This window comes from Enterococcus sp. AZ128, from assembly GCF_051714485.1.
Taxonomy (GTDB): Bacteria; Bacillota; Bacilli; order Lactobacillales; family Enterococcaceae; genus Enterococcus_A.
In genome coordinates, this window is sequence record NZ_JBIORZ010000002.1 from 1 (window position 1) to 22012 (window position 22012).

The following is a 22012-nucleotide window of genomic DNA, read 5'->3' on the forward strand; positions in this document are numbered from 1 at the left end:
GGAAAGGTCACTAGGCGCCTTTTTTATTGCTTTTCCTTGTGGTGAATAGTAATACATATTCAAAAGTATTACGTTCCCTTTAGCAGTCAATCCGAAACATAGACAAACAGTAGCCGATGTTTGGTGCCCAACGTCTGTAGCGTAGTATAGTGCTACTATCCGATCATCATCGGGCAGCTCATCTAATTCATGAAATAGATTCATATTATAAACATTCGTTCCTAAACCAACTGGCTCACCAAGATACAAGTAACGGTAATAATCAAAGTCATTTTCTTTTACACGCTCTATATCGCTTAACATTTGATCGGTGACAAACCCCAACCTATCGTCTTGATAGCTGGATTCATGGATTAAATAATTTGAGTGCCCTTGTAGGGTTTCAACCCATTCATTGATCCAAGAGTAGGGATTTCTAGGTGGGTTGTATGACCAAAAAAACTGAACCTGAGTTGCTAGTGCATGTTTTTGCCTCATGAATGTGACGTTCGATTGGTCAAAATCCTCTGCATTGTTGAATTCTGCCGCTTCTTCGTACCAAACGGCAATAATATTACCAATATCATTTGATTTCAATTTTTGGAAATCATCTTGACCATAAAAATAAAAGGTCGATCCAGTTTTTTTGTGAGTGATTTTAAACGGGCTAACGGTGCATGAAAACTGATTAAATACAGCGAACTTATTTAACGCCCACTGAATCTTTAAATACACACTGTCTCGAATGGTATTCGCTACTTTACGAATGACGACAACATTTGCTTTTTCACCCTTTAAAATGTATTGAACCATCATAAAGACTAATTTGAGCGCAATCACCGATGACTTAAAACTGTTCCGTCCACCTTTCAGCACGTTATAAGGTTTTTTAGAAAGCCAAATGGGTTTAAAATGTGGGTTGACTTCCTTTTGGATATGAATCTTACTCATCAGAATCACTCCACTCATCAACGATAGTTATAGGCTCATTGTTCACATCAGGCTCTTTTTTGTCATAAGCGCCGGTCACTTTAAAATAAATATCTAACGCTTTTATTCGCTGGTCTGGATCAGCGGAATATTGATAAGTCATATCTTTAACTAATTTATTGCCTTGTAAGTGATCAATCTGCTTACTCTGACTTGTGATAGGCTTCCCAGTTAACAGATCGATTAGATTATTCATGGCATCTTCTATGCTAAAGTCTCGTTCTTCTTCAATAGGTTTCACTTTGCTGGCCATATATTTTACAATTTCAAGTTTTTTCAAGTTTTGCCCAGCAATTCTTCCAGCTGTTTTTTTACTGTATCCCGCTTTGATGGCGGCTTGAGTTGCATTACCACCGTTAATAATATATTCATCTGCAAAAGCTTTCTGTTTTGGTGTTAAGTTTGCCACATCAACGCCACCACCTCTCTATATGTATTTTCTGATGTTCTCTTGTATATGGTCATCTTTCCAATATCCGTTTCCACAATAGACTAGCTTGCAATAATCAATCTCTACTGGCGTTACCTCTCTGATCATTTCTACAATCGAATACTTCGCCTTCATTTGAACAGACATCACTACACGTTTATACTGTCCTTTCATTGGCAGCGGGTATTTATTGTTTAACGACACGTACCAGTAAGTTCTCATAATAATTAGTCCTTTTTTGTATTGTTTTGTGATCGTTACGATGCTATACTTTAGTTACAAACAACCCTAATATTCTTTTTCAGTATCTCTCTGACCACTGTTACCCGACGGTGGTCTATTTTTGTAGGCAAAATAAAACAGCCTCACGAGGAGACTGTTAAGAATTATTATTTGTTTGATACAGGTTCAGCCACCGCTCGTGTCTTTTCATCAATTTGACTTTACACATAAGCTGCCACCCATCCATATGAATGCCCATCCCTGCCTTTTTATTAACAACTATTTCAGCGACTTTCAATTCAAGCAATTCTGAAAATAGGTCTTTGTTTGAATTGTAGTCATAATCTGACATCGGAAAATTATATACTCCGCCTTTGCCACCTTCTAAGAATAAATTTTTTATAGCAGGAATTTTTGCGAATAGTTGATCCACTCGCATGAGTAAGTTGTCGTCGAGACTATTTTTTTGCTCAAACTTATTGATTGCTACTAAGAGATCGTCATTGGCTTTCAATATCGGATTGCTTTTATCCCCTTCAAGGCAATCAACTAGAACTTCAAAGATTTTATCTAAACCATATTTATTGCTTATCGAAACTGCTTGCAGGGAGTTAATCGGCGAAGGCAACTTCGACACAGTCATATTTGTATGACATGCTGGAATAACACTTATCCCTTTTTGCCACCCTGCACCCATTTCGAAGTTGACCCACGGTCGTTGTACGGATTCTTCACTGCAAAGGGCGATCATTACGTCCGCATTATTCAAAGCATTTGTAATTTGCTCTAACCACATCTTGCCAGTTTCGATACTGGATCCGTCCGATGAAACAAAAACATCTACAAGTCCAAGGAACTTTTTTTCAATTTCATCTTTTAGCAATTTAGCTAACGGCGCTTCTTCTGAAATATGGCTGATAAATATTGTTTTTTTCATACGTTTTCCTCCTTGTTCGGAACCATCGTATGTTTTAAAAAAATATTTGTCAATCCTGCCTCGGACAATATCTTCCACATTGATTGTTCCACTTTGAATTCCCATTTGTATCAACTCCTTTTCGCTAAAAATAAAAAGACCGCCCAAGTGGTCCGCATTGTTACACTATCAGCTAGGTTATTCACCACTTGGGCTGCGTCTTCTACTTCCGCCACAGTGACATAAAGACGGCACGTGAACTTTAAACGAAATGAAGTTTTTCAACTCCATTCATAGTTTATTTTTTTGTGTGCCGCCATTAAATCCACCAAGCTAGACGTTTTTATGTTAAGAGGTATAAGGAGAAACTTCATGCCAATAAAGTTAGTTTGAGTCGTCTGCTTGGCGGATTAATTCATAACTCTCTGATAATACTATTTTAGGGTATTGACAAGCGGAATAATACCGCTTTTTTTCTCATTCTGGTAGTATTCCACGTTGTTTTGCCAAAGTTTCTAGTATCTTATATCTTTTACGATATACACTGCCCGTTGAACAATGAACTTGTTCTGCTATTTCCGTCCAACCAAGATAGTCACTATCGCCCCACATAAATTTATCGACAATTTCTTTTAGTTCGTCACTAAGCAATTCATAGGCATTAGTAATATCAGCATACAACTTTGAGTAATATAGGTAGCTCTTGTTGTCTTCTCTCTTAATTAAATCAGTCAGAGCTTTTTCTGTATGAGTTTGACTACCCTTAATCCAAGAATTTGCATCTTCTGGTTTCCACTCTCTAGCAACCAAAGCCTCGGCTATTTTACTTGGTATCTTTTTATATGATCGGAAGTCCTCTTCCAAATCCGCTAATTTAGTTTTAGTTAATTCTGCCATTCCATAACCTCCGCATATTTGATATAATTGACTGACAGGTCAATTATGTTTTCTGCGCTTGGTTAAGGAATCGAGCGCTTTTTTGTTGTATAATAATCCTGAGCTAGAGAATGTCATCCTCTCAGTGATGTTTATGAATAACCCCTAGCTCAGGGACTGTCGGGTGGAAGCGGCAGTCTTTTTTTACCTTCAGCACCATTTACGATTGATATAGTACCGTTCGCGGTTGCCATGACGATAGAATCTGTGGCTATAATCTCCTTATCAGTGAGTGGTCCACTGAAATACTGATAAGGAGATATTTTATGCCTAATTACATTTGTAATAAGAATGCTGACGATAAAGGCCGGCACGAAATCCACACAGATTCATGCACACATTTACCTTTACCTAAAAACCAATTGACTGTTGGTTACTTCAGCAATTGTCAAGAAGCCATAAATCATATGGTTCGAGTCAACCCTAATGGTAATTATAATTTTGATGGCTGTTACTTCTGTTGCTACGCGTGTCACAAAGGCTAAATTATTGAGGAGCAGTTACCGCTGCTTCTCTATTTTTTTGTACAATGGATCGGTATTTCTCAACTGAGTGGTATTCAATTACTTGCTCTAAATGCTTCTTGTACACTTTATTAACAGCTTCTGCTTCCAGTAATTGCGCCTCTAAATTCTCACAATAATCTAGTAGTTGTTCTCTGCTAAAGTCTTCTATTCCATTAGTTATTTTTTTCATTTATTTTTCCTCCTCTAATGCTTCGGTTACCGGATCTAATTTGCTAAATTAACCAGATTGCTCAATCGACCAACTTCTAATTGAATAATGACTCTCGTTTTAAGAGACTCATCACATTGATAAGCGGCGGCAATGATAGCTGATGCACGTTGTGCCGCATCTATCGGATCATTGTAAACATCTGCCAAACTAACACTAACTGTGCCTAACTCTGTTTTAATTCTCTTTTTCCGCTGTCTTTTATTCATTCCGCCACCAACTTTCTTCCGCATTCATGGCAAAATTTTCGTCTAATATAAATACAAGTGCCATCTTCGTATCCCTCTGGATATGCTTTAATACGGATAGTTCTTCCAGTTGTATCAACATGTACGTAATCCTTCTCTTCTACTTCATGAATGGAACCGTCACAATATTTACACATCTATTCCGCCACCTCTTTCGAAAAGACTGCTATGACTTGGGTTTGCTGATCCGGTGTCAAAGCTATATATGCCAGAGAAACGGACACAAGAGTTTCTCCAAGTGCAAGCAAGTAAACAGCATCCATAGAAGAACTTCCTTGCTCTTCAACGGACCACTTCAACCACTCCAACACGACCTGCTGGTTTTCGTTGAGCTTAGGCCGTAAAGATAGTTGATATATTTCAGCCGCACGATCGAATGGTTCTGCCTGATTTGTTTCATGCATTATGTCAAACGCCAAGTTATTGATTTGATTCATTTTGCTTTTCTCTTCCATTCCACTCACACCTACACTTTCACAGCAAAATGTTTAATATCAGGGAAATATTCGTCAAGTTCTTCTTCAGTGAACTTTTGAGCGTTTCCTTGTCTAAAAACAACTTTCCCATCTTTATCTATGCAGTAATGAACTGAAAGTTCCACATATGGCAATGGCATGACGTAGAGTTGCTCCTCGACCTCGTAGCCGTCAACCATGCGGACAAGAGTTTCTATATCTTGGTTTAGATAAAACCATTTTTCAAAATCTGTTAGTCCTTCACTCAAATCTACTGGTGCTTTGCCAACTTCACAGAGTTCAAAGATGGCAAAGTTTAGGTTATGTTTATTTTCTTCAAACCACTCCGCCACAAACGCTGGCACTTTGACTTTCTGCGGTTCTGCTTCTTGACCGAATACAGCGTGATCTAAAGTGATTCTCAAGCTCTGAGTCGTTTCTGGATAAGCCTCGGCAATCTTGTTCCATGCTTGTTCGTCGGTTACCTGCGGTGCGTCAATACATTTGATCACTTCAATCACATTCGGCGTTCTGACGATCGCGCATGGATATGTTCCAGGGTATTCGCTAATTTTTTTAATTTGTTCGATTGCTTCTTCTGTTTTCATTTCATACCTCCTAATTAACTGACCTACATTTTCGATGGCCCTTTTCCTACATTTTCAATGGCCATCTTTTTTCTTACTTGATAGGCTGAGATTACTGACTTATCATCTCATCAGTCTTGGCAATCATTTTAAAAATATACGTGCTATACTAATGAAGAGCTAAATAAACAGTCGAAGTACATCAATTTAGCTCTAAACCAGTTGCGGAAACAGCTGGTTTTATTCGTCAATCATAGTCATTGGATTATGTTTTACTTACGTTTCGCCTCTTATTCACATTATTATCCTTTTTGGTGTTATGGTTGTTGAGTACCATAAGGATGTGAAAACAATGACTAACTTTTATCCTGTACACGTTTATGTTTCTAATTATCGAATATATGCTTCCCTAGAAAAAGCAAACTTTGATAATCCTAGTGCGAAGACTATTAGAAGTCTATTTGCTGTTTTAAACTTAAAAGAGATCAAAGCTATGAAAATGAAACTCTCCATTTATGACCTTGACATCAAGAGTTTTGATAAAATACAAGATGCGATAATCGATTGTCAAATGCAAATGAATATTTGATACTTACACTGAGCTTAGTACTCAGTGTTTTTTCTTTGATAGGTGTGGTTACCGGAACTAACCAAACAGATCCAGTTGAGTTGTATTGTTTTTTATTCTGTCTAAAGACATTTCAAAATAGTCTTTATTAGTTTCATAGCCTATATATCTTCGATCGGTATTTAAACAAGCAATTGCTGTTGTTCCGCTACCCATACAGTTATCAAGAACGATCTCGTTTTTATCTGTAAATGTTTTGATCAGATATTCAAACAACGCAACAGGTTTTTGTGTTGGATGGCTCTTCTCTTTGTCTCTCTTAAACTTCAAAATGCTAATCGGAAATCTTTTCCCGTCTGATTCTGTCACTACTTCTCTTTGTTGCCTGTAATTTGTACTCCCCATTCCGTTTTTGGCTTTATACGCTGCAAAGCCATCTCTCATTTGCGGATTGTATTTTGGAGTGCTTTTATAAAAGACAAGGATATTTTCGTGGATCTTCATCGGCTTAATATGTGCCGCTAGAAATCCCGTAGCATTATCTTTTTCCCATATCAACTCATACCTGAAGATTTTTTTGTTGCTGGCTATTACTTCAGTGGTAAAAGGCTGACTTGCAGTGAGAACAATAGCGCCATTGTCTTTGATGATTCGCTCGTACTGGACCCATAAAAGATCAAAAGGTATGACTGAATCCCATGTATTTGCAGTCGTTCCGTAAGGAAGGTCACATAAAATCATGTCGATGGATCTGTCTGGAATTCTTTTCATTCCTTCTAAACAGTCCTCGTTGTAAATTAAATTTGTTTTCGTTATTCTCACTCCCCTTTTTTCCTACTTGATAGCTGTCGTTTATTGACTTAAGTAGTTTCTAAGGCTCTCAAGCCCTTTACCTCTTTTTTTAGTTCTCCGATCGATCCAAGTTCCTGTTGTGCCCCAATAATCAATGATTCCTTTTTTTGTCTCGATAGCGAATTGATGATTATTAGGATAGTGTTTGTAGTCATAACCGAGTTTTTCTATATTTCTACTAGCAGAGTTTCCCATGTGCTGAACATGTTTCTGCCTACGTTCTTTGAGATACGGCTTAACATCTCGCCAATAATCTCCCATATCTCCCAATTAGATTCCTCCTCTGTATCCTCCGTTAGCATAGGTATTATTTGTCTTCTTTAGAAAATTTATCTATTTGTTCTTTTGCGAATTGGCTCAACCCAATACTTTTTTTGGGTCTATTCTTCAATAGTTGTTCTCTTTTCTTTTTGTAACTTTCCCAATCTTCAAAGAAAACTTGTAATTCCTTCTCAGACAATCCTTTTGTAAATTCTTCCAACTCCATATACTTTCAGCCTTTCCTACACTAATGCCCCAGCTAGCCTGCTAAGACTTCACTCTTAATAAAGTCGATCCAGTATCTAGCTTCTTTGCCGCACGCTTGAATGGAATTTTCTTGTCTATCTTCATAGGCTTTGGCTAATCCCTCTAACTGACTAACTAATTCGGTAGCTACATTCCCTAATAGCTGGATGTTTGGTTGGATTTTTTCCATATCAATTCCATGAGATCCGTGTGGAACAGTATCACCGATAGTCAATTTTAATAGCTTTAAGATTTCTTCTTCATTCATCATTTATCCTTCTTTCTCAATTCATCTACTGTGATATCAAGTGCATCTGCTATTTTGCAGACAAGTTCAAATCTCGGGTCTTTTATGTCTCCTGTCATGAGTCGCGTCATGTGTCCAGTTGAAACGTTAATAATCTTCGCCAAACGATAGTCTGTCATCTCTTTTTCGATGAGCCGTTCATTTATCCGTTTTGTATTTAACGTGTCACACGCCTCCTTGTACGACCTTTTACGATAGCTTACTTAAGTAAGCTAATGCCCCACTTACAGGAACTTTCATACTGGGGGCCGACAATGTTAAACATTAATCGTATTACTTGTTAAGCTATAAATTTACTGTGTTTCTGTTTAAAATCTACTCCTGTAGAATCGATGTAATGCTGCGTTGTTTTGATATCCTCGTGACCCAAAAATATCCTTACATCGTTTATGTCCACTTCTTGATTAATTGCGAATGTTGCCGCTGTACGTCGGAATTTATGCGGATGAGCCTTAGTAATATTTGCTCGATTGGCGATCTCTCTAATCATTTTTTGAACCCCATTTGTAGTCATAGTCGTTCCTGGTCCCTTTAATCCACAAAGAATGGGGCCTTGAAAATGTGGTTTAACTTTCAAATAATTATCAATCGCTACTTTCGCCTTAGCGTTGAAATAGACTACTCGCTCCTTATTACCTTTACCGATCACAGTTGCTTCGCCGCGTGCTGAATCATAATCTTCCATACGGATAGACACTAATTCGCTAACTCGGCACGCTGTAGAAAGCAACATTTCGATCACAGCTCTTTCTTTAGGCTTTCTACAAGCATTTCTCAATAACTCGACTTCTACAGGTGTAAAAGCACGTCTCAGCCTTTTTTCAACATGAATCTTCTCAACGCTTTTCCCAATGTCTTTTATAAGATACTCCTCTTCATATAGCCATTTGAAAAAAAGACATATTGTTCCTCGTTCACGTTCAAGTGTTGAACTAGCTAGTCGATCAATCATTGTTCTCTGTGCAAGATAATTCTTGATATCCCAAGTTGTAATATCTGAATATGGTTTTCTGATCCATCGCATAAATTTATCGAGTGTTCTCATTCTTAATGCTATTGTTCCGTCAGACAGATTTTTGAGTTTCATTGAAACAAAGTATTGCTTGTATGCGGCAATATCACTAGTTTCGTCATAAATTACTAGTTCATTTTTTTCCTCTTCAAGGCTAAAATTTCCAAGATGCAACGTCAAAACGATTTTTAGTCTTTTCAATTGATCATTGTTCAAATCAGGTTCCATGCGGCGAATAACAGAGTTAATTACTATATTTCTCGCTTCCATGATTACCACCCTTTCGAGGTCATCTCACATACATATCAAATTGTTTTTCTACTTCCTCTCGAATGATTTCCATTGGTTTTGAGATTGAAACGAACCAATTGTTTGCCGTTAATATTTCACTAATTAATTGCTCCTTTGGTGTCTCTTTCTCATACCCATCAGGCATAGATTTAACAAAAATCCGTACTTGTCGATCAATTCTCTGACGCTCCCACAACTTCATAGTGGCCCCTCCAGATATCTATACGTTTTTCCAAAGCTATCCGTTCCGTTTTGTCTTGCCAAATTCTTGATATGTGTTTCAGAGAGATTTGATCGTCTCGCTATTTCAACACAAGTTCCAGTTAAAACAACCTTATCTCCAATACTCACTTGAATCATTTTTCTTGGTCTTTTTGATGATTGGTTCCAGATTCTCTTACCTAGCGCATTAGCCTCCTTCTGGATCGACTCATCTTTCCAATAATTCGGGTGCGCCATCAGATGTCTAAATCGCTCTTTATCAGTTAAACAAGTCATGCGCTCACCGCCTTATGTTGCAATCTTTGACGCATCTCTTCTGCTTTTTTGCGCCATTCAGAATACCCCCGTTTTTGTAAATCGCTGTATTCATATCGATCGTTATAAACAGCAAGCCAATATATCTCCATGTATCGACAAAAATGGTAATTTGATTCTTGGGTTTCCGCTTTTATTTGCTTCGTGATTTTTTCAAAACGTTCCAGCGTCCCAATTAACTTTTCTCGAAATTCATTAGGCAACAGTGAAGTAATTAAGCCAGCTAATTCTAAATCAGTCATTCTGCCACTCCTTTATCATTTAATTGTCGATACTTCTCGAACATTTGCTCTGCTCTTTCTTTTTCTTCAGCGTTTAGCTTGTCATCCGGCGGATTTGCTATGTGATCCGGCAATTGTTCTACTCGTTTGTTGAAATACCCTGTCTTTTTGGGTTTTGTATTGGCTTTGGCTTTTTCCAAAGTATCGATCTTTTTCTCTGCCCATTTGTTCAATATGACGTTGACATAAGGTTTTACCCCATTCACACTAACGGAATTCTCATAAGCTAATTCCAACGCATAAACAATCATTTCGTTTGGCCATTGATTGCACCATCTCAAAATCGCATCTTGTAAAATACTGTTCATCGGCCGATTTTGACCCCAGTATTCGTTTGCTAAACGAAGAGGCGATTTTTCATCATGATGATTATCTTTTGTTTTGTTTAGTTTTGTATTGTTTATATAAGCTGAAGTATCTACTGTAGAATCTACTGAACTATTTACTGTAGTATTTACTTTCGTATTTACTGTAGTATCTACTGTAGTTTTTCCAGTAGTAAGATTATTTACTTTCGTTTTTACTGGAAAATTTCCAGTTATATCAGAGAGAACGTATAGCCCTGCTTTTGTGCGACCTCTCTTTTTATATTGAAGGAGTCCAGTTTGGATTAACTGATTTCTGTTGTTAATCAAAGTTTTTTCAGACGTTTTAGTCATTGATTGTAGCCTTGTATTGGCGATCGATAATTCGCTCTGCCATCCACTTTTGTTTGCTATTGCCATGAGCTTATACCAAAGCAGTTGGGGACCAGCGCCAAGCTCGTTATATTCAAGCCAATTTTCAAAGGCATTAATCTGTCTGATGTAGTCCAAAGTTAAACCTCCTTTCTACTAGGATCGGAAATAATCAAACCACCAATCACATTGTTCAAATCGCCAGAGAAAATAGTTGATAAACGCTCCACATCCAGCGATTCAAACAATTGAACTGACAGTACCCGATTCGTTTCATCATAACCAATGAGCTTAAAGGGGTATTTCATTTAAATCACACTTTCTAAAATGGAAGATCATCGTCAGAAATATCGATTGACGATCCGCCAAAGCCACCATTCGCAAAACTTCGCGTATCTCTGACTGGATCAACACCAGTCAGTGTATCTTGGAACGTATTGTTGTGAGCAACCATATTAGCAGCGCTGTCGATTTGATTTTGCCGTTGTTGGGTCATCTGTTGTTCGTTTGGTCGAATTACACCGTTTGGCTTGCTTCCTTCAGGATCAGTTTTCTGTTGGCGTTTAACATTCAAGTTCCACTTGCCGTTATAATCACTTTTCTGCCATTCAACAGCTATATTTAGTTTTTTCCCTTTTACTGCTTGAACTAAGTGTTGAAGGGTCTCGATTGGTGTGCCATCCGGAACTCCAATTGCGGCTAACAAAGTGTTGAACCGTTTCGTTGAAAGCTCTACGTCTCCGTTATCCCAGACGATGTTATGATACAAAACTTTCCCTCCGGCATATTTGCCGTCTACAACTTCATAATTAAGTACGGCCATTTCTTTTGTTCCGTCATTAGTAAGCTTGTACTCAGAATCTTGAAGGATCACTACATTGTAACTCCCAGCTTCTTCTACGAATTTTCCGAACACATTAGTTGAATCTGTAGTAAATAGAACCATTTAAATTACCTCTTCCTTTTTGATATTTATTAATTCATTGGCTTCGATAAGTTTTCGATTATCTAAGCGATTTTTTGCATGATTACCATTCTCTGGATCTAAATCAATTAGGCGCTTGCCACCGTCAATATAAATCCGACCTACTACATCAAACATCGAAGTAAACGCATTGAATGTTTTTTCGTTCATGTCTGCGCTGAATCGGCCTTTTCCATCTAAACCTGCCACGCCGTTATCAAGTTGATGAGCGGTCGCATAAATTGTTTTATTGCTCTCTCTTAATCGAGTTCCTAGCTGTCTAAACCATAGTTGTAACTTTTGATAGTTCTGACGTCCGTCTTTTGACGCACCATCTATATTTTCCAACACAAGATTTTGCAAAGCTGTTACATTATCCAGAATGATGACATCGTATTCTGGCTTGCTTAACGCACTGTATACCCATTTATTTACTAAAGCCTGAATATTTGGTGCATCATGACTTTCTAATTGAACAACTGAGGTATCCTTATCCGATCTAATCACATTGGTAGAAAGGTCAAAACTAAAAAGCATTTTATTCCCTTGAAACAGTTTGGTTAATGATGTTTTACCAGTGCCTCCATCACCGTAAATCATGTACATACTGGCTTGTTCTGGTACGGATCCGTTAGGATAGAATTTCATTTTTTCACCTTCACTTTCGGCTCGATTCCTTTCACATCAGCACTCAGATGCGGTATCAATTGTCCGTTCTCATCAACAATTTGGTTCTCATCGGTTAAATGGAACACTTGATCTGCTACCAACTTTTTTATGTCCAGTTGAATTGGACTGTACTCCGTTTTCTCTTTGATTAACTCCGGATGCTCCTTTTTCATATATTCAATAAACCGCTCTTTTTGTTCTTTATCTTTCGGCAATTGCAGTTTGTAATAGGACGGTTTGGTTAAATCAGGATGCTTTTTAGATACAATAAAACTTTCAGTCTCGATTTCTTCTTGATCGCCTAGTTGCTCTAAAATCAAATACTTCACTGATTCAATTTCTTGTTCATATTCCTGATCAATTTTCGTTCTCACCGCTTGTAATTCTTGAATTTTTTCCGTGTGCTCTTTGTATTTCGTTAATTTCTCTTGTTCTAGTCGCTCTAGTTGCTTGGTTAAGTGTTCAAGGTTCGTCATCCTCGTCATCCCATCCTTCCATGTTTCTAGGTGGTTCCTGTCCAGCACCTTGAATTACATTTGTAAAAGCTTGATTATCAAGATCGGATATTGCAGTGTCGTAATCAAAACTCATGTCAAGCACCTTCTTCACTTATCTCATCAATACCAAATCTCAACTTAATAAACTTAATCGCTGCTCTGTACTCTTCACCGTATCGACTGTTACCGTGAGTCTTTTCAACCGCAGCTTCAAAATCGCATAGTGTTCCGCTAAAACATCCACGACTGACAAATAGCCCGCCATTTTTATTTCTTGCAACAGTCAACGTTCCGTATTCTGAACCGACAGGGGTTATCCATAAAATTCCGCTAATATCACAGACCCAAGCGTTACCACAGACCCGAGCGTCACCATAGACCCGAGCGTTACCATGCTGATTTATGTTTTCTTCTTTCTCGACGAATCCGCCAAGTTCACCTTCGTCAACATTTCCGAAGCTTTTTAAAGCTTTAATCCGATATAGTGTTCGTCCAAATCTTTCGATTTTTTCATCTGTTAGTTCAAATTTTTTGTTATTCATGGTATATTCTCCTTAGATGTATTCCTTTATGTGCTCACTAATTGCTTGCTGGCGTAGTGAGCTTTTAATTATCTCAAACGATTTTCAAATTTTTTGTTACTATTGTACAATTCAAGTAAGGCTGAAACAGTTGCTTCTTCCAATGTTTGGTTGTATTGTTTCTTGTTTCGAGTAGCTAAATTTAGCAATACTTGTAATCCGTTGTTTACCAATCTTTTTTCTAGGAAGCGTTGGTCAAATTTCGGATTTTTTTCATATCTAACAAAGAATTCTGTCATTCCGATCATCATCGAACGTTGAAATGCTTTTCTTGATAGCCCAAATACTTGTTTGATGAAACGTAAAGTTTTTTGTAGTCTGTCCCGACCATATTCTTTATATATTTTTTCTAATGCAATATATGCTGATATATAACCGTCACGACCTGTTTGTTGGTAATCAATTGATAACCCGGTTTCTTCTACTGTTTTATTTAAGGCAATAGCGAATGTATCCCCTCGTTTAATTTCAGCGTTTGCCTGATCCAAACGAGTCGCCCGACTCGACTTAAGGTTAAAATAATCCCACGCTTTCGCTTCATCTAAATAAGTCATACCTTCATAAACAATACATTCTGCAGTTTTAGCACCTAAAGACTGCAATGCTTTTAATCTATGTTGACCATCAAAGACCCAATATTTACCATCACGTTTGCTTACTAACAGACTTCCTAATCCACGCGGATCAAAATTATTGATAATTTTTCTTACTGTCGATTCACGTACAACTCGTTGATAATCAGCAACATTAATTTGTGTCAGTGGAATACGTGAAATACTTTTCGGGTAACTATTTGGATTAAATTGTTTTGTCATTGTGTTTTCCTCCTTGGTATGCATCCATTAAATTTAATAATTGTTGTAGCGCCGCGTGCGCTTTTTCCATAAATTCTGGTCTTTCTTCATATGTTTGACAGATTGCGTCGTACAACTTTTCGCCGTTATTATCCACGTAATGTATAATCTGGTTGAAGTTCAAGTCCAAATTTTCCACCGCCATCAACATTTTTGTTTCATCTGGTGTCATTGGTTTAGGAATGTTGATTGGTACCACATTTGATTTCTTCTTTTCTACGATAATTCTTTCTGACTTTTTTGGACTAACCTCTCCAGATACGACTTTCTTATAAAGTTCTTCATCTTCTTTTTTAGCTCTCATAACTCGTTTCATAGTGGACTCACTTATTCCTGCAATATCAGCTAATTTTTTTCTAGTGCTATATTGTTTAACTTTTGGGTCCGAGGACCTAGAAGTTAAATCATTGCGTGTACCTTGATTTTCTTTCGCTTGATTGCGAATTTTGCCAATCAAATCATCACTTCTTAAAACGATGTCCGCTCTTTGAACTGGGGTCAAATTTCTCCGTTCAATCGCTGTATCCCTTACAAATTCAATTGATTCTGATTTATCGAAGTTATGAACTAAACATTCAATTTCCATGATTCCAAGTTGTTTGCACGCTCTCACTCGATGTCTGCCATCTAAAATTGTCATGTCATTTCTGATGTGAATCGGTGTTTGAACACCTGATTTTTTAACACTGTCTACAAAATGTTCGTACTCATCAGTTGTCATTTCAGGAACTAATTTGGATAATGTTTTGTCTTCTTTCAATTCGTTAATATTTACCGTTGAAAACTCCACGCCCTCACCTCCCAGCACGTCGCTCAAACTCAAATTCTTCTCCTAGCAGTAAATTGCCGCCTACACCAGCAAGTAAGATAATTCGTAGCCATATTGGTATGTAACCTGTTACCGCTGCTCCTGCGCCAAACAGTGACAGCCCAAGAGTGGCACGTCGGAGCCAATATGTTTTTTTCATTTCCAACTTCCTTTCTGTTGTATAATCTCCCTAAGGAGGTGAAAAAATGGCGGTGAATCGAACACCCATTTACTTTTTTAATCGTATTTCAAACCGTGAGGTCAAGTATGTTATTCATACAATGGAATGCCCTTATTTACCCGAAGAGTTTGCCAGAGTCTACATTGGCATTGCTCCGAGTTCCACACATGCTCTTTGCCGCGCAGAAAAAATATTCCCTAAGAAATCATTTGTCCTTTGTCCTAAATGTTGCCGTGAAGATGATTTCGAACCGTAATCTTTGCTGGGGCGAGTAGATGCTTGCCCCTTTTTGTTATTGTTTGTTCCGTTTTCACCTCATTGTTATAATTAATTATCAGCACTGCCATGCTGAAATTTATTATTGGAGGTGAATTTATGAAATTAAATCCTGATTGTATCCGAGATTTATTATTAGAGATTGAAAAAACAACGGATTCAAACACCATGTTTTATTGTCAAGATAATTCTCAAGATGAGTTCTTAAAAAAATATGATAAGAATGAACTCTACTACCATTTCAGGCAAGCTGATTTGAGTGACATGCTTTACAAAGTGCAATATACTGTATCTGGAGACTTTTCTTGTATTGATCTTTCTCCTAAAGGGCATCAATTCTTAAGCGATATCCGTTCCGAAAATAACTGGAGAAAAACTAAGGAAATAGCTTCAAATGTTGGTAGTTTTTCATTAGATGCTCTTTCATCAATTGCTACTGGAGTCATAACAACTATGATTACTAATAATCTAAACCCTTAACCCGAACAATCAGCTTTAACTCGAGCTCAGCATACCCTGTTGAGCTTTTTTTTAAATCAAAATGCGTCACACCTAAAAGCTTATTATCATCTAACAATATTGTTCTTTCCGAAAAAGACAAACCGTGAATAAAGGTTGATTTCTTTGGATTATCATTAACCTTCTGTTCTTTTTCTTTCTCCATTCTCTCCACCTCCTTTGTAAGTTTTAGTTTTGTTATTATTTGTTCCAATTTCACCTCATTGGTATACTGAATGTTGGGAGGTGAAATATATGAATCAAATAAAGTTTGAAATCAAAGGCGTTAATGACGATATGTTCACAATAAATGGCATCACTAAAATCATTGCATACCCGTCAGAGTCTGAAATATCTATAGATGATATAAACTTAGATACTTATACGTCCTTCAAATTCTTTTACTCTGGTTATCCCGATGAGCAGAATAGAATTGAGGAAAAACAATTGATTGTGAAAACTAACGATATTATTTACATGAAAATTAAGGATTAAGTACCGCCTTCAATGACTCTGCTAATGCTGACACCATTTCAGAGTCATTGTTTCTCGCTGCCTGTTCGTAGTGTGTGATAACTGCGTCAAGCACTTTAATCTTCGCCTCCACTTTCAATTCGTGGATTTTTTCTGCCTTCTCCATTCTCTCCGCCTCCTTTGTAAGTTTTAGTTTTGTTATTATTTGTTCCAATTTCGCCTCATTGTTATACTGGGTTGGGAGGTGAAAATATGGCTGATATTAAAGATATAAATTACGTTGTCAAACAACTAGCGGAAGAATTTAGTGTATCCGATGAGTCTCAACCGGTTGCTTCGTCACAGATGATTAACATGTTCGCTAGAAGTCAAGAGCTTTATAAAGAAAAAGCTGAGTTTGACAAAAACAACAAGTAATTTTTTTGGGATAAGTTCGGGCTTATCCCTTTTTTACTTCGTATTGCATTCCTTCGGCGTTGAACGTCCAAATTCCTGTTTTGCATTCAATTGTTAATTTCGTTGGATTTTCTTTGTTATCTACTTTGATAACGCCCTTTTCATTAGTTGATTCGATCATGTTATCCCTCCTTTGTTAGGGTTTAGTTTTGTTATTATTTGTTCCGTTTTCACCTCATTGTTATAATTAATTATCAGCACTGCCATGCTGAAATTTATTATTGGAGGTGAAATCATATGAATCAAATAAAATACGAGTATCACTTCAATGACAACGATCATTTCATAGAAACTCCATTTGTTAAAAGTGATTCTGACGTAATCAGGACGTCGATAGATACCCCTGAATTACAAGGTGCGTTCTTTAAGTATCCAAAAGGCATTGAAGTTTTGGTGATTAGCAACATTACAGAAGGTAAAGTTGCGTATTACACAAACTGTCCTTTGAAAGAAATCGCTCATAATCGCTTTATTTTCGATGTTTCTTAAAACCAAAACCAGCTTTCGACCATTCCCATGTTCCGCTTTTCATGGGGATGGTTATTTTTTCTTTCTCCATTCTCTCCACCTCCTTTGTTAGGGTTTAGTTTTGTCATTGTTTGTTCCGTTTTCACCTCATTGTTATAATTAATTATCAGCACTGCCATGCTGAAATTTATTATTGGAGGTGAATTAATATGAGTAAAACTGACAAAGAACTTGCCATTGATGTAGCTATTGCTTACATTGAAGCTACTTCAGTGAAAGTAAAACAGAACAACGGAACAACTATAGTTATTCCTTTTGATCACTTGAACAACATTATAAAAACTGTTCACAAAACATTATCTGATCTTGAGAAATAGATATTTGAGCTGAAATGGTATATTTTTCATTTAGAACTTCTAGGTCGTCTAGGAGTTCTTTTGCTTGTTCAAACGTTTCTACTTGCGTCTCTACTATAATTAATTGTTTTCTCTCCTTCATACTTGCCCCTCCTTTGTTAGGTTTTAGTTATGATATACTCACGTTGAAAGTGAGGTGAAAAATATGAATATCTATAATGATCCAAGTATCCAATCTGCTAAAAGACTTGTTGAAAGGGTTCAAAAACAGTTGGAACCTACTTACAAGGCTTTAGAAAAAGTTAATGCTCAACTCGATCCTGTAAAAGCTAGTATTAATGCAATCAAGGAAATCAGTCATGCTACTCAAATTGCTCATCAATCTTCTTATATCAACGCACAAAAACAAATTGAGAATATTAGCTCTATCATTAGTTCAATTCCTCAAGTAAATGAGTATTACAAGGAAATATATTCCAATTTGGACGATAACAACGAGCTTGTTTCACCAGAAAACTTTAACGTTTCAGCTCGTGAATTGATCGATGACTTGTCTGCGCTATCTGCAAAACAAAATTTTTCGAATGACGAGCGTCAAGATATACTACAAATCGCTACCATTCTTACCTCGGATGAAACGAATGACACTCTTAACACTTCCGACAATGATTTCGATGAATCTCAAGAATCCGAGTGCAAAGATAATATCCTTTGTAGCCTCAAAGAATTGCTTGAACAATATGCTCCCTCCTTACTAGACTCAGATTTTTATTTTTCCGAAATGGCCAGCATCATAATGGCGTATGTTGCTGATCTTTTTATCAGAGCAATTTCAGAGAATCAGAATCCGATTTATCCGTTAGTAACAATTGTTTCATTGATATCTTTTTTTAAATATAAGCGAAACCACTAGTCAGCCCCCTCGGCTGGCTTTTTTTGTTTTCCTGTTACATGTAATTGATTCATGTTATCCCTCCTTTGTTAGGGTTTAGTTTTTGTTCTGTCTGTGGATTATTTTCACGTTCTAAACGTCTTAATATGATATCGCCCATACGCTCACTCACTTGTTGACGCAACTCCGACGACCATTCTTTTTTGGAAATATCTTCGCAGATTGTTCCGTCTCTATTTTTTAGAATGACCTTCATTTCCTTTTTCTCTTTCGCCATGATGCTCACCTCCTATGCGGGTTGTTTCGGATTTTCCGAATCGTCAGACAAAAAAATTTCGTTAATTGACACATCGAGAGCGTTGGCGATATTTTTTACATTCTTATAACTAGCATTTCTTAATTTGTTAATGTCACTTTCGTAAATAACTATCATTCTCTCTGTAACGCCAGCCCTTATTGCTAGTTCCCTTTGTGTCATCCGCTTTTGTCTGCGCAAATCGTAAATGCTAGCTTTTTCTTTGTTCATTTTATCGCCCCCTTTCATCTTATAAACCTATTATATACTTCGGATTTTCCGAAGTCAACACTTTGTTTCAGTTTTTCCGAAACTAATTTCAAGAAAAGTATTTCATTTTATCCGAATCGATGTTATATTAGATGTAGCTTAATTTTAGGAGGGATAAACAATGTTTGCTAAAAATCTTAAATATTTACGTGAAAAGAATGATATGGAACAAATTGAATTAGCAAAACGTTTAGGAAGAAAAAGTTCATCGTCTGTTAGCGAATGGGAAAAAGGTAAATATACTCCTAAAATTGGCGTTATAAACGATATTGCTGAAATTTTCAGAGTTTCAATTTCCGATTTAATGGATAAAGATTTAACGCAGGCATCCACCACCCTATCCCTCGTAACCGAAGCCACCGCCAAACTAGATGAAAGTAGACAAACTATTGTTCTTAACGTTGCTAGAAAAGAGCTCGCCGAGCAAGAGCAAGAAAAACAGAATAATGTCATTTCCATTGAAGAACATAGGCGAAAACGCCTACAGCAAAAAAAGGCTAAAATTTGTCACGCTGGTGCTGTTTCCGCTGGTACTGGCGAATATCTAGGTGACGAAACGATAGAAACAATCGAGTTGCCAGAAGACATGATCCCTGTTGTTGCTGATTTTTGTCTTACCATAAATGGTAAATCGATGGAACCGATTTTCGCAGATCACAGCTATGTATTTGTGGAAAAACAAGCAGAATTGGCAAGCGGTTCTATTGGGGTTGTCGTAGTTAATGGTGAGGCGTTTCTTAAACGTATTTGGTTTGAGGATGACCACGCAAGGCTTGAATCATTCAATGATGACTATGAAGATATCATTGTCACTGAAGATGATGAGTTTAAAATAATCGGAAAAGTTGTGATGTAATCAATCATCTTGCCTATTACGCTGGTGAAGATGATGAAATATATATTATTGGAAAGGTTGTGAATTAGGGTGCTTAAGTATATATTTTTGGGGTTGTTTTTACTGTATCTTTTGATCTCTATAACGATAACAGTGATTACTCTTAAAAAGAAGCCTACGGCAGAAATTAAAAAAAATAGAAGAAATGCTTATATATTTTGTTGTTTATGGCTCGTCTTAACCTTGGTTATTTTTAAATTAGAGGACAATCCGTCCGAGAATACTACCATTTATACTCAGGAGACGACTGACAATCGAATGGATTTCTACGAATTGGATGAAATCATAGAAAAAACAGAACCTGGAACACAATTAATTGATTATTCCGACTTCAATGACTTCGCTATAGGCACTTTTACTTTGGAAGGAGCAATTTCTAAATATGGGATTCCAACCAATGTGACAGGCGCAGATGAGGGAAATGACTATATAGAAGTCTGTTTCCCTACTGACGAAAGTGGCTATAGTGCAGATTTAGTTTTTAAAAGAATGAAGTCAAATTTTGGGGATTGGGTACTGGATAAAAAGAATGTCGTAGAAACTAGCGGTATTGGTTTTTCCAAATATACCTCCCCATAATAGACTAGCCTTCGGGCTTTTCTTTCACTCTAATGAGAACGTACATTCGAAAGGACGTGATATTATGAAACGAGCAGGAATTTATATTCGAGTTTCAACTCAAGAGCAAGCAAACGAAGGATATTCTATAGGCGCTCAAACTGATCGATTAACTAAATATGTAGAAGCTAAAGAATATGTATTATGTAAGAAATACATAGATGCCGGTTATAGCGGTTCAAAAATAGACAGACCAGCGATGAAAGAGTTGATCGAGGATGTCACTAATAAAGAAGTTGATGTTATCGTGGTTTATAAATTAGATAGACTTTCTCGATCACAAAAAGATACCATGTATTTAATCGAAGATGTATTCCGACCTAATGACGTTGAATTAATATCTATGCAAGAAAGCTTTGATACTTCGACAGCCTTTGGAAATGCAACAGTTGGAATGTTGTCAGTTTTTGCTCAGCTCGAAAGAAAATCTATTTCTGAAAGAATGATCACCGGCAGAGTTGAACGAGCAAAAAAAGGAATGTACCACACTGGTGGTCAAAGTCGCCCTCCTGCTGGATATGATTTTAAAGATAAAAAACTTGTCATAAACGAATATGAAGCTGCCGCTATTCGGGATCTGTTCACATTGTTTAATGATGGGCTCGGAAGAAGTAGTATTTCCAGCTATCTACAAAAGAACTATCCTGGTAGAAATAAATGGTTGCCTAGTAGTATAGACAGAATGCTAAAGAATAACATATACATCGGAAAAGTAAAATTTTCTGGAGAATCATTTGAAGGTATTCATGATCCGATAATCGATGAAATCACCTTTTACAAAACTCAAAAGGAAATAAAAAAAAGAAAGATCAACAATATTCAAAAATATGAATATGTTTCTCTTTTAGGTGGTCTATGTGAATGCGGATTTTGTGGCGCCAAAATGGCGAATCGAAGAGCTGTTGGCAGACAAGATAAAGTTTATCGATATTATCGTTGCTATTCAAAAAAAGGAAGTCCTAAACATATGATGAAAATGCAAGGCTGCCCTTCTTCTGTTCAGCAACAAGATGTAATCGATGCTGCAGTCATAAAAAAATTACAGTCTTTAGATATTGATGGCGAAATTAAAAAGCGAATGACACCAAAAACTAACAATAAGTCTATTGAAACACAAATAACTAATATTGATAAACAAATTAATAAGCTTATTGATTTATTCCAAGTTGACTCTATCCCTATGGATGTACTAACGGAAAAAATAGATAAATTAACCTCGGAAAAAGAAAGTATGAAAGCTTTAATTAATAAAAATCAAATTCCAGATATTGCCGACTTCAAACAACGGCTTCAAATTTTAGAAAGTTTTGACTGGGATAATTCCGATAAATTGGAGCAGCGGGGTATTATAGAAATGCTTGTTCACAAGGTTATCATTCATGAAACTTATATTGAAGTTATTTTGATTGAGTAGTGTTGCATTTCGATGT

General features: G+C 36.8%; 44 protein-coding genes. 11 read left to right on the forward strand and 33 right to left on the reverse strand.

Annotated features, from left to right (window positions below; translation table 11 throughout):
- The 10 genes from IGI38_RS11705 to IGI38_RS11750 all read right to left on the reverse strand — a co-directional run.
- Nucleotides 1-930: PBSX family phage terminase large subunit (locus IGI38_RS11705; protein ID WP_438730426.1), on the reverse strand; the 930-nt coding region annotated here is incomplete at its 3' end.
- The gene (locus IGI38_RS11710; RefSeq protein WP_438730428.1) at nucleotides 923-1378 is read right to left on the reverse strand and encodes a terminase small subunit; all 456 of its coding nucleotides are present in this window, start codon (nucleotides 1376-1378) and stop codon (nucleotides 923-925) included. The genes IGI38_RS11710 and IGI38_RS11705, both read right to left, overlap by 8 nt.
- Nucleotides 1379-1396: 18 nt before the next feature.
- The gene (locus IGI38_RS11715) at nucleotides 1397-1621 is read right to left on the reverse strand and encodes a hypothetical protein (protein WP_438730431.1); all 225 of its coding nucleotides are present in this window, start codon (nucleotides 1619-1621) and stop codon (nucleotides 1397-1399) included.
- Between the two features lie 157 nt (nucleotides 1622-1778).
- The gene (locus IGI38_RS11720; protein WP_438730434.1) at nucleotides 1779-2558 is read right to left on the reverse strand and encodes a toll/interleukin-1 receptor domain-containing protein; all 780 of its coding nucleotides are present in this window, start codon (nucleotides 2556-2558) and stop codon (nucleotides 1779-1781) included.
- A gap of 456 nt (nucleotides 2559-3014) precedes the next feature.
- On the reverse strand, nucleotides 3015-3434 hold the full coding sequence (locus IGI38_RS11725) for a transcriptional regulator (RefSeq protein WP_438730436.1): 420 nt from the start codon (nucleotides 3432-3434) through the stop codon (nucleotides 3015-3017).
- Nucleotides 3435-3959: 525 nt separating this feature from the next.
- Nucleotides 3960-4169, reverse strand: a complete 210-nt coding sequence (locus IGI38_RS11730; protein ID WP_438730439.1) for a hypothetical protein — start codon at nucleotides 4167-4169, stop codon at nucleotides 3960-3962.
- A gap of 35 nt (nucleotides 4170-4204) precedes the next feature.
- On the reverse strand, nucleotides 4205-4441 hold the full coding sequence (locus IGI38_RS11735) for a hypothetical protein (RefSeq protein ID WP_438730441.1): 237 nt from the start codon (nucleotides 4439-4441) through the stop codon (nucleotides 4205-4207).
- Nucleotides 4410-4538: a hypothetical protein gene (locus IGI38_RS11740; protein WP_438730444.1), complete on the reverse strand. Its 129-nt coding sequence runs from the start codon at nucleotides 4536-4538 to the stop codon at nucleotides 4410-4412. Before IGI38_RS11740 ends, IGI38_RS11735 begins: the two co-directional genes overlap by 32 nt.
- A gap of 55 nt (nucleotides 4539-4593) precedes the next feature.
- Nucleotides 4594-4911 carry a hypothetical protein gene (locus tag IGI38_RS11745; protein WP_438730447.1) on the reverse strand — a complete coding sequence of 106 codons (318 nt, stop codon included), beginning with the start codon at nucleotides 4909-4911 and terminating at the stop codon, nucleotides 4594-4596.
- An 11-nt stretch (nucleotides 4912-4922) separates the two neighbouring features.
- Complete coding sequence (locus IGI38_RS11750) at nucleotides 4923-5519, reverse strand: DUF1642 domain-containing protein (RefSeq protein ID WP_438730450.1); 597 nt, start codon at nucleotides 5517-5519, stop codon at nucleotides 4923-4925.
- A 331-nt stretch (nucleotides 5520-5850) separates the two neighbouring features.
- On the opposite strand from IGI38_RS11750, the gene IGI38_RS11755 reads away from it, so the two are divergent.
- Nucleotides 5851-6087 (forward strand): hypothetical protein, encoded by a 237-nt coding sequence (locus IGI38_RS11755; RefSeq protein ID WP_438730453.1) that lies wholly within the window; start codon nucleotides 5851-5853, stop codon nucleotides 6085-6087.
- A gap of 57 nt (nucleotides 6088-6144) precedes the next feature.
- Here the strand turns inward: IGI38_RS11755 and IGI38_RS11760 are convergent, their stop codons facing one another.
- From IGI38_RS11760 to IGI38_RS11845, 18 genes are all read right to left on the reverse strand, one after another.
- On the reverse strand, nucleotides 6145-6837 hold the full coding sequence (locus tag IGI38_RS11760; protein ID WP_438730456.1) for a DNA-methyltransferase: 693 nt from the start codon (nucleotides 6835-6837) through the stop codon (nucleotides 6145-6147).
- An 81-nt stretch (nucleotides 6838-6918) separates the two neighbouring features.
- The gene (locus tag IGI38_RS11765) at nucleotides 6919-7179 is read right to left on the reverse strand and encodes a hypothetical protein (protein WP_438730292.1); all 261 of its coding nucleotides are present in this window, start codon (nucleotides 7177-7179) and stop codon (nucleotides 6919-6921) included.
- 46 nt (nucleotides 7180-7225) lie between these two features.
- The gene (locus tag IGI38_RS11770) at nucleotides 7226-7405 is read right to left on the reverse strand and encodes a hypothetical protein (RefSeq protein ID WP_438730458.1); all 180 of its coding nucleotides are present in this window, start codon (nucleotides 7403-7405) and stop codon (nucleotides 7226-7228) included.
- A gap of 33 nt (nucleotides 7406-7438) precedes the next feature.
- Nucleotides 7439-7693 carry a hypothetical protein gene (locus IGI38_RS11775; RefSeq protein ID WP_438730460.1) on the reverse strand — a complete coding sequence of 85 codons (255 nt, stop codon included), beginning with the start codon at nucleotides 7691-7693 and terminating at the stop codon, nucleotides 7439-7441.
- On the reverse strand, nucleotides 7693-7878 hold the full coding sequence (locus tag IGI38_RS11780) for a helix-turn-helix domain-containing protein (RefSeq protein WP_438733365.1): 186 nt from the start codon (nucleotides 7876-7878) through the stop codon (nucleotides 7693-7695). The genes IGI38_RS11775 and IGI38_RS11780 overlap by 1 nt, the downstream gene beginning before the upstream one ends.
- Before the next feature lie 134 nt (nucleotides 7879-8012).
- A complete protein-coding gene (locus IGI38_RS11785) occupies nucleotides 8013-9014 on the reverse strand; it encodes a tyrosine-type recombinase/integrase (RefSeq protein ID WP_438730463.1) in 1002 nt (333 codons plus the stop codon).
- Nucleotides 9015-9033: 19 nt separating this feature from the next.
- Nucleotides 9034-9237 (reverse strand): hypothetical protein, encoded by a 204-nt coding sequence (locus IGI38_RS11790; protein ID WP_438730466.1) that lies wholly within the window; start codon nucleotides 9235-9237, stop codon nucleotides 9034-9036.
- Nucleotides 9234-9533, reverse strand: coding sequence for a hypothetical protein (locus IGI38_RS11795; RefSeq protein ID WP_438730468.1), 300 nt, complete (start codon nucleotides 9531-9533; stop codon nucleotides 9234-9236). The genes IGI38_RS11790 and IGI38_RS11795 overlap by 4 nt, the downstream gene beginning before the upstream one ends.
- Nucleotides 9530-9814: a hypothetical protein gene (locus IGI38_RS11800; protein WP_438730471.1), complete on the reverse strand. Its 285-nt coding sequence runs from the start codon at nucleotides 9812-9814 to the stop codon at nucleotides 9530-9532. Before IGI38_RS11800 ends, IGI38_RS11795 begins: the two co-directional genes overlap by 4 nt.
- Entirely contained in the window at nucleotides 9811-10668 is an 858-nt protein-coding gene (locus IGI38_RS11805) for a DnaD domain protein (RefSeq protein ID WP_438730474.1), read from the reverse strand. Before IGI38_RS11805 ends, IGI38_RS11800 begins: the two co-directional genes overlap by 4 nt.
- A gap of 2 nt (nucleotides 10669-10670) precedes the next feature.
- Nucleotides 10671-10838 carry a hypothetical protein gene (locus IGI38_RS11810; RefSeq protein ID WP_438730477.1) on the reverse strand — a complete coding sequence of 56 codons (168 nt, stop codon included), beginning with the start codon at nucleotides 10836-10838 and terminating at the stop codon, nucleotides 10671-10673.
- Between the two features lie 14 nt (nucleotides 10839-10852).
- The gene (locus IGI38_RS11815) at nucleotides 10853-11476 is read right to left on the reverse strand and encodes a DUF669 domain-containing protein (protein ID WP_438730479.1); all 624 of its coding nucleotides are present in this window, start codon (nucleotides 11474-11476) and stop codon (nucleotides 10853-10855) included.
- The gene (locus tag IGI38_RS11820) at nucleotides 11477-12142 is read right to left on the reverse strand and encodes an AAA family ATPase (protein ID WP_438730482.1); all 666 of its coding nucleotides are present in this window, start codon (nucleotides 12140-12142) and stop codon (nucleotides 11477-11479) included.
- Nucleotides 12139-12639: a hypothetical protein gene (locus IGI38_RS11825; RefSeq protein WP_438730485.1), complete on the reverse strand. Its 501-nt coding sequence runs from the start codon at nucleotides 12637-12639 to the stop codon at nucleotides 12139-12141. Before IGI38_RS11825 ends, IGI38_RS11820 begins: the two co-directional genes overlap by 4 nt.
- Nucleotides 12626-12754 (reverse strand): hypothetical protein, encoded by a 129-nt coding sequence (locus IGI38_RS11830; RefSeq protein ID WP_438730487.1) that lies wholly within the window; start codon nucleotides 12752-12754, stop codon nucleotides 12626-12628. Before IGI38_RS11830 ends, IGI38_RS11825 begins: the two co-directional genes overlap by 14 nt.
- A 1-nt stretch (nucleotide 12755) precedes the next feature.
- Nucleotides 12756-13202: a hypothetical protein gene (locus IGI38_RS11835; protein WP_438730490.1), complete on the reverse strand. Its 447-nt coding sequence runs from the start codon at nucleotides 13200-13202 to the stop codon at nucleotides 12756-12758.
- Nucleotides 13203-13270: 68 nt separating this feature from the next.
- Entirely contained in the window at nucleotides 13271-14056 is a 786-nt protein-coding gene (locus IGI38_RS11840; RefSeq protein WP_438730493.1) for a DUF6551 family protein, read from the reverse strand.
- On the reverse strand, nucleotides 14040-14885 hold the full coding sequence (locus IGI38_RS11845) for a ParB/RepB/Spo0J family partition protein (RefSeq protein ID WP_438730496.1): 846 nt from the start codon (nucleotides 14883-14885) through the stop codon (nucleotides 14040-14042). Before IGI38_RS11845 ends, IGI38_RS11840 begins: the two co-directional genes overlap by 17 nt.
- 224 nt (nucleotides 14886-15109) lie before the next feature.
- On the opposite strand from IGI38_RS11845, the gene IGI38_RS11850 reads away from it, so the two are divergent.
- Both IGI38_RS11850 and IGI38_RS11855 read left to right on the forward strand, forming a co-directional pair.
- On the forward strand, nucleotides 15110-15340 hold the full coding sequence (locus IGI38_RS11850; RefSeq protein ID WP_438730499.1) for a hypothetical protein: 231 nt from the start codon (nucleotides 15110-15112) through the stop codon (nucleotides 15338-15340).
- A 119-nt stretch (nucleotides 15341-15459) separates the two neighbouring features.
- The gene (locus IGI38_RS11855) at nucleotides 15460-15840 is read left to right on the forward strand and encodes a DUF2513 domain-containing protein (protein ID WP_438730502.1); all 381 of its coding nucleotides are present in this window, start codon (nucleotides 15460-15462) and stop codon (nucleotides 15838-15840) included.
- Here IGI38_RS11855 and IGI38_RS11860 read toward each other — a convergent pair.
- Nucleotides 15821-16024 (reverse strand): hypothetical protein, encoded by a 204-nt coding sequence (locus IGI38_RS11860; RefSeq protein ID WP_438730505.1) that lies wholly within the window; start codon nucleotides 16022-16024, stop codon nucleotides 15821-15823. The two genes, IGI38_RS11855 and IGI38_RS11860, sit on opposite strands and share 20 nt — an antisense overlap.
- A gap of 89 nt (nucleotides 16025-16113) precedes the next feature.
- Between IGI38_RS11860 and IGI38_RS11865 the strand changes: the two genes are divergently transcribed.
- Nucleotides 16114-16353 carry a hypothetical protein gene (locus tag IGI38_RS11865; RefSeq protein ID WP_438730508.1) on the forward strand — a complete coding sequence of 80 codons (240 nt, stop codon included), beginning with the start codon at nucleotides 16114-16116 and terminating at the stop codon, nucleotides 16351-16353.
- Here IGI38_RS11865 and IGI38_RS11870 read toward each other — a convergent pair.
- Nucleotides 16343-16498, reverse strand: a complete 156-nt coding sequence (locus tag IGI38_RS11870; protein WP_438730510.1) for a hypothetical protein — start codon at nucleotides 16496-16498, stop codon at nucleotides 16343-16345. The genes IGI38_RS11865 and IGI38_RS11870 overlap by 11 nt on opposite strands.
- Before the next feature lie 86 nt (nucleotides 16499-16584).
- On the opposite strand from IGI38_RS11870, the gene IGI38_RS11875 reads away from it, so the two are divergent.
- A complete protein-coding gene (locus IGI38_RS11875; RefSeq protein ID WP_438730513.1) occupies nucleotides 16585-16749 on the forward strand; it encodes a hypothetical protein in 165 nt (54 codons plus the stop codon).
- A 22-nt stretch (nucleotides 16750-16771) separates the two neighbouring features.
- On the opposite strand, the gene IGI38_RS11880 is transcribed toward IGI38_RS11875, so the two are convergent.
- Nucleotides 16772-16909: a hypothetical protein gene (locus tag IGI38_RS11880; protein WP_438730516.1), complete on the reverse strand. Its 138-nt coding sequence runs from the start codon at nucleotides 16907-16909 to the stop codon at nucleotides 16772-16774.
- A 116-nt stretch (nucleotides 16910-17025) separates the two neighbouring features.
- Here IGI38_RS11880 and IGI38_RS11885 point away from each other — a divergent pair, with 116 nt between their 5' ends.
- The 3 genes from IGI38_RS11885 to IGI38_RS11895 all read left to right on the forward strand — a co-directional run bounded on the left by IGI38_RS11885 (nucleotide 17026) and on the right by IGI38_RS11895 (nucleotide 18525).
- Complete coding sequence (locus tag IGI38_RS11885; RefSeq protein WP_438730519.1) at nucleotides 17026-17277, forward strand: hypothetical protein; 252 nt, start codon at nucleotides 17026-17028, stop codon at nucleotides 17275-17277.
- Nucleotides 17278-17465: 188 nt separating this feature from the next.
- Complete coding sequence (locus IGI38_RS11890) at nucleotides 17466-17633, forward strand: hypothetical protein (protein ID WP_438730522.1); 168 nt, start codon at nucleotides 17466-17468, stop codon at nucleotides 17631-17633.
- Between the two features lie 184 nt (nucleotides 17634-17817).
- On the forward strand, nucleotides 17818-18525 hold the full coding sequence (locus tag IGI38_RS11895; protein ID WP_438730524.1) for a hypothetical protein: 708 nt from the start codon (nucleotides 17818-17820) through the stop codon (nucleotides 18523-18525).
- Between the two features lie 49 nt (nucleotides 18526-18574).
- Here IGI38_RS11895 and IGI38_RS11900 read toward each other — a convergent pair whose 3' ends face one another.
- Together IGI38_RS11900 and IGI38_RS11905 are read right to left on the reverse strand one after the other, a co-directional pair.
- On the reverse strand, nucleotides 18575-18781 hold the full coding sequence (locus IGI38_RS11900) for a hypothetical protein (RefSeq protein WP_438730526.1): 207 nt from the start codon (nucleotides 18779-18781) through the stop codon (nucleotides 18575-18577).
- 12 nt (nucleotides 18782-18793) lie between these two features.
- Nucleotides 18794-19030 carry a helix-turn-helix domain-containing protein gene (locus tag IGI38_RS11905; protein ID WP_438730529.1) on the reverse strand — a complete coding sequence of 79 codons (237 nt, stop codon included), beginning with the start codon at nucleotides 19028-19030 and terminating at the stop codon, nucleotides 18794-18796.
- Between the two features lie 160 nt (nucleotides 19031-19190).
- On the opposite strand from IGI38_RS11905, the gene IGI38_RS11910 reads away from it, so the two are divergent.
- The 3 genes from IGI38_RS11910 (at nucleotide 19191) to IGI38_RS11920 (ending at nucleotide 21996) form a co-directional block, all read left to right on the forward strand.
- On the forward strand, nucleotides 19191-19925 hold the full coding sequence (locus tag IGI38_RS11910) for a S24 family peptidase (RefSeq protein WP_438730532.1): 735 nt from the start codon (nucleotides 19191-19193) through the stop codon (nucleotides 19923-19925).
- Nucleotides 19926-20222: 297 nt separating this feature from the next.
- On the forward strand, nucleotides 20223-20543 hold the full coding sequence (locus IGI38_RS11915) for a hypothetical protein (RefSeq protein ID WP_438730535.1): 321 nt from the start codon (nucleotides 20223-20225) through the stop codon (nucleotides 20541-20543).
- Between the two features lie 64 nt (nucleotides 20544-20607).
- Complete coding sequence (locus tag IGI38_RS11920; protein ID WP_438730538.1) at nucleotides 20608-21996, forward strand: recombinase family protein; 1389 nt, start codon at nucleotides 20608-20610, stop codon at nucleotides 21994-21996.
- The last annotated feature ends 16 nt before the right edge of the window (nucleotides 21997-22012 follow it).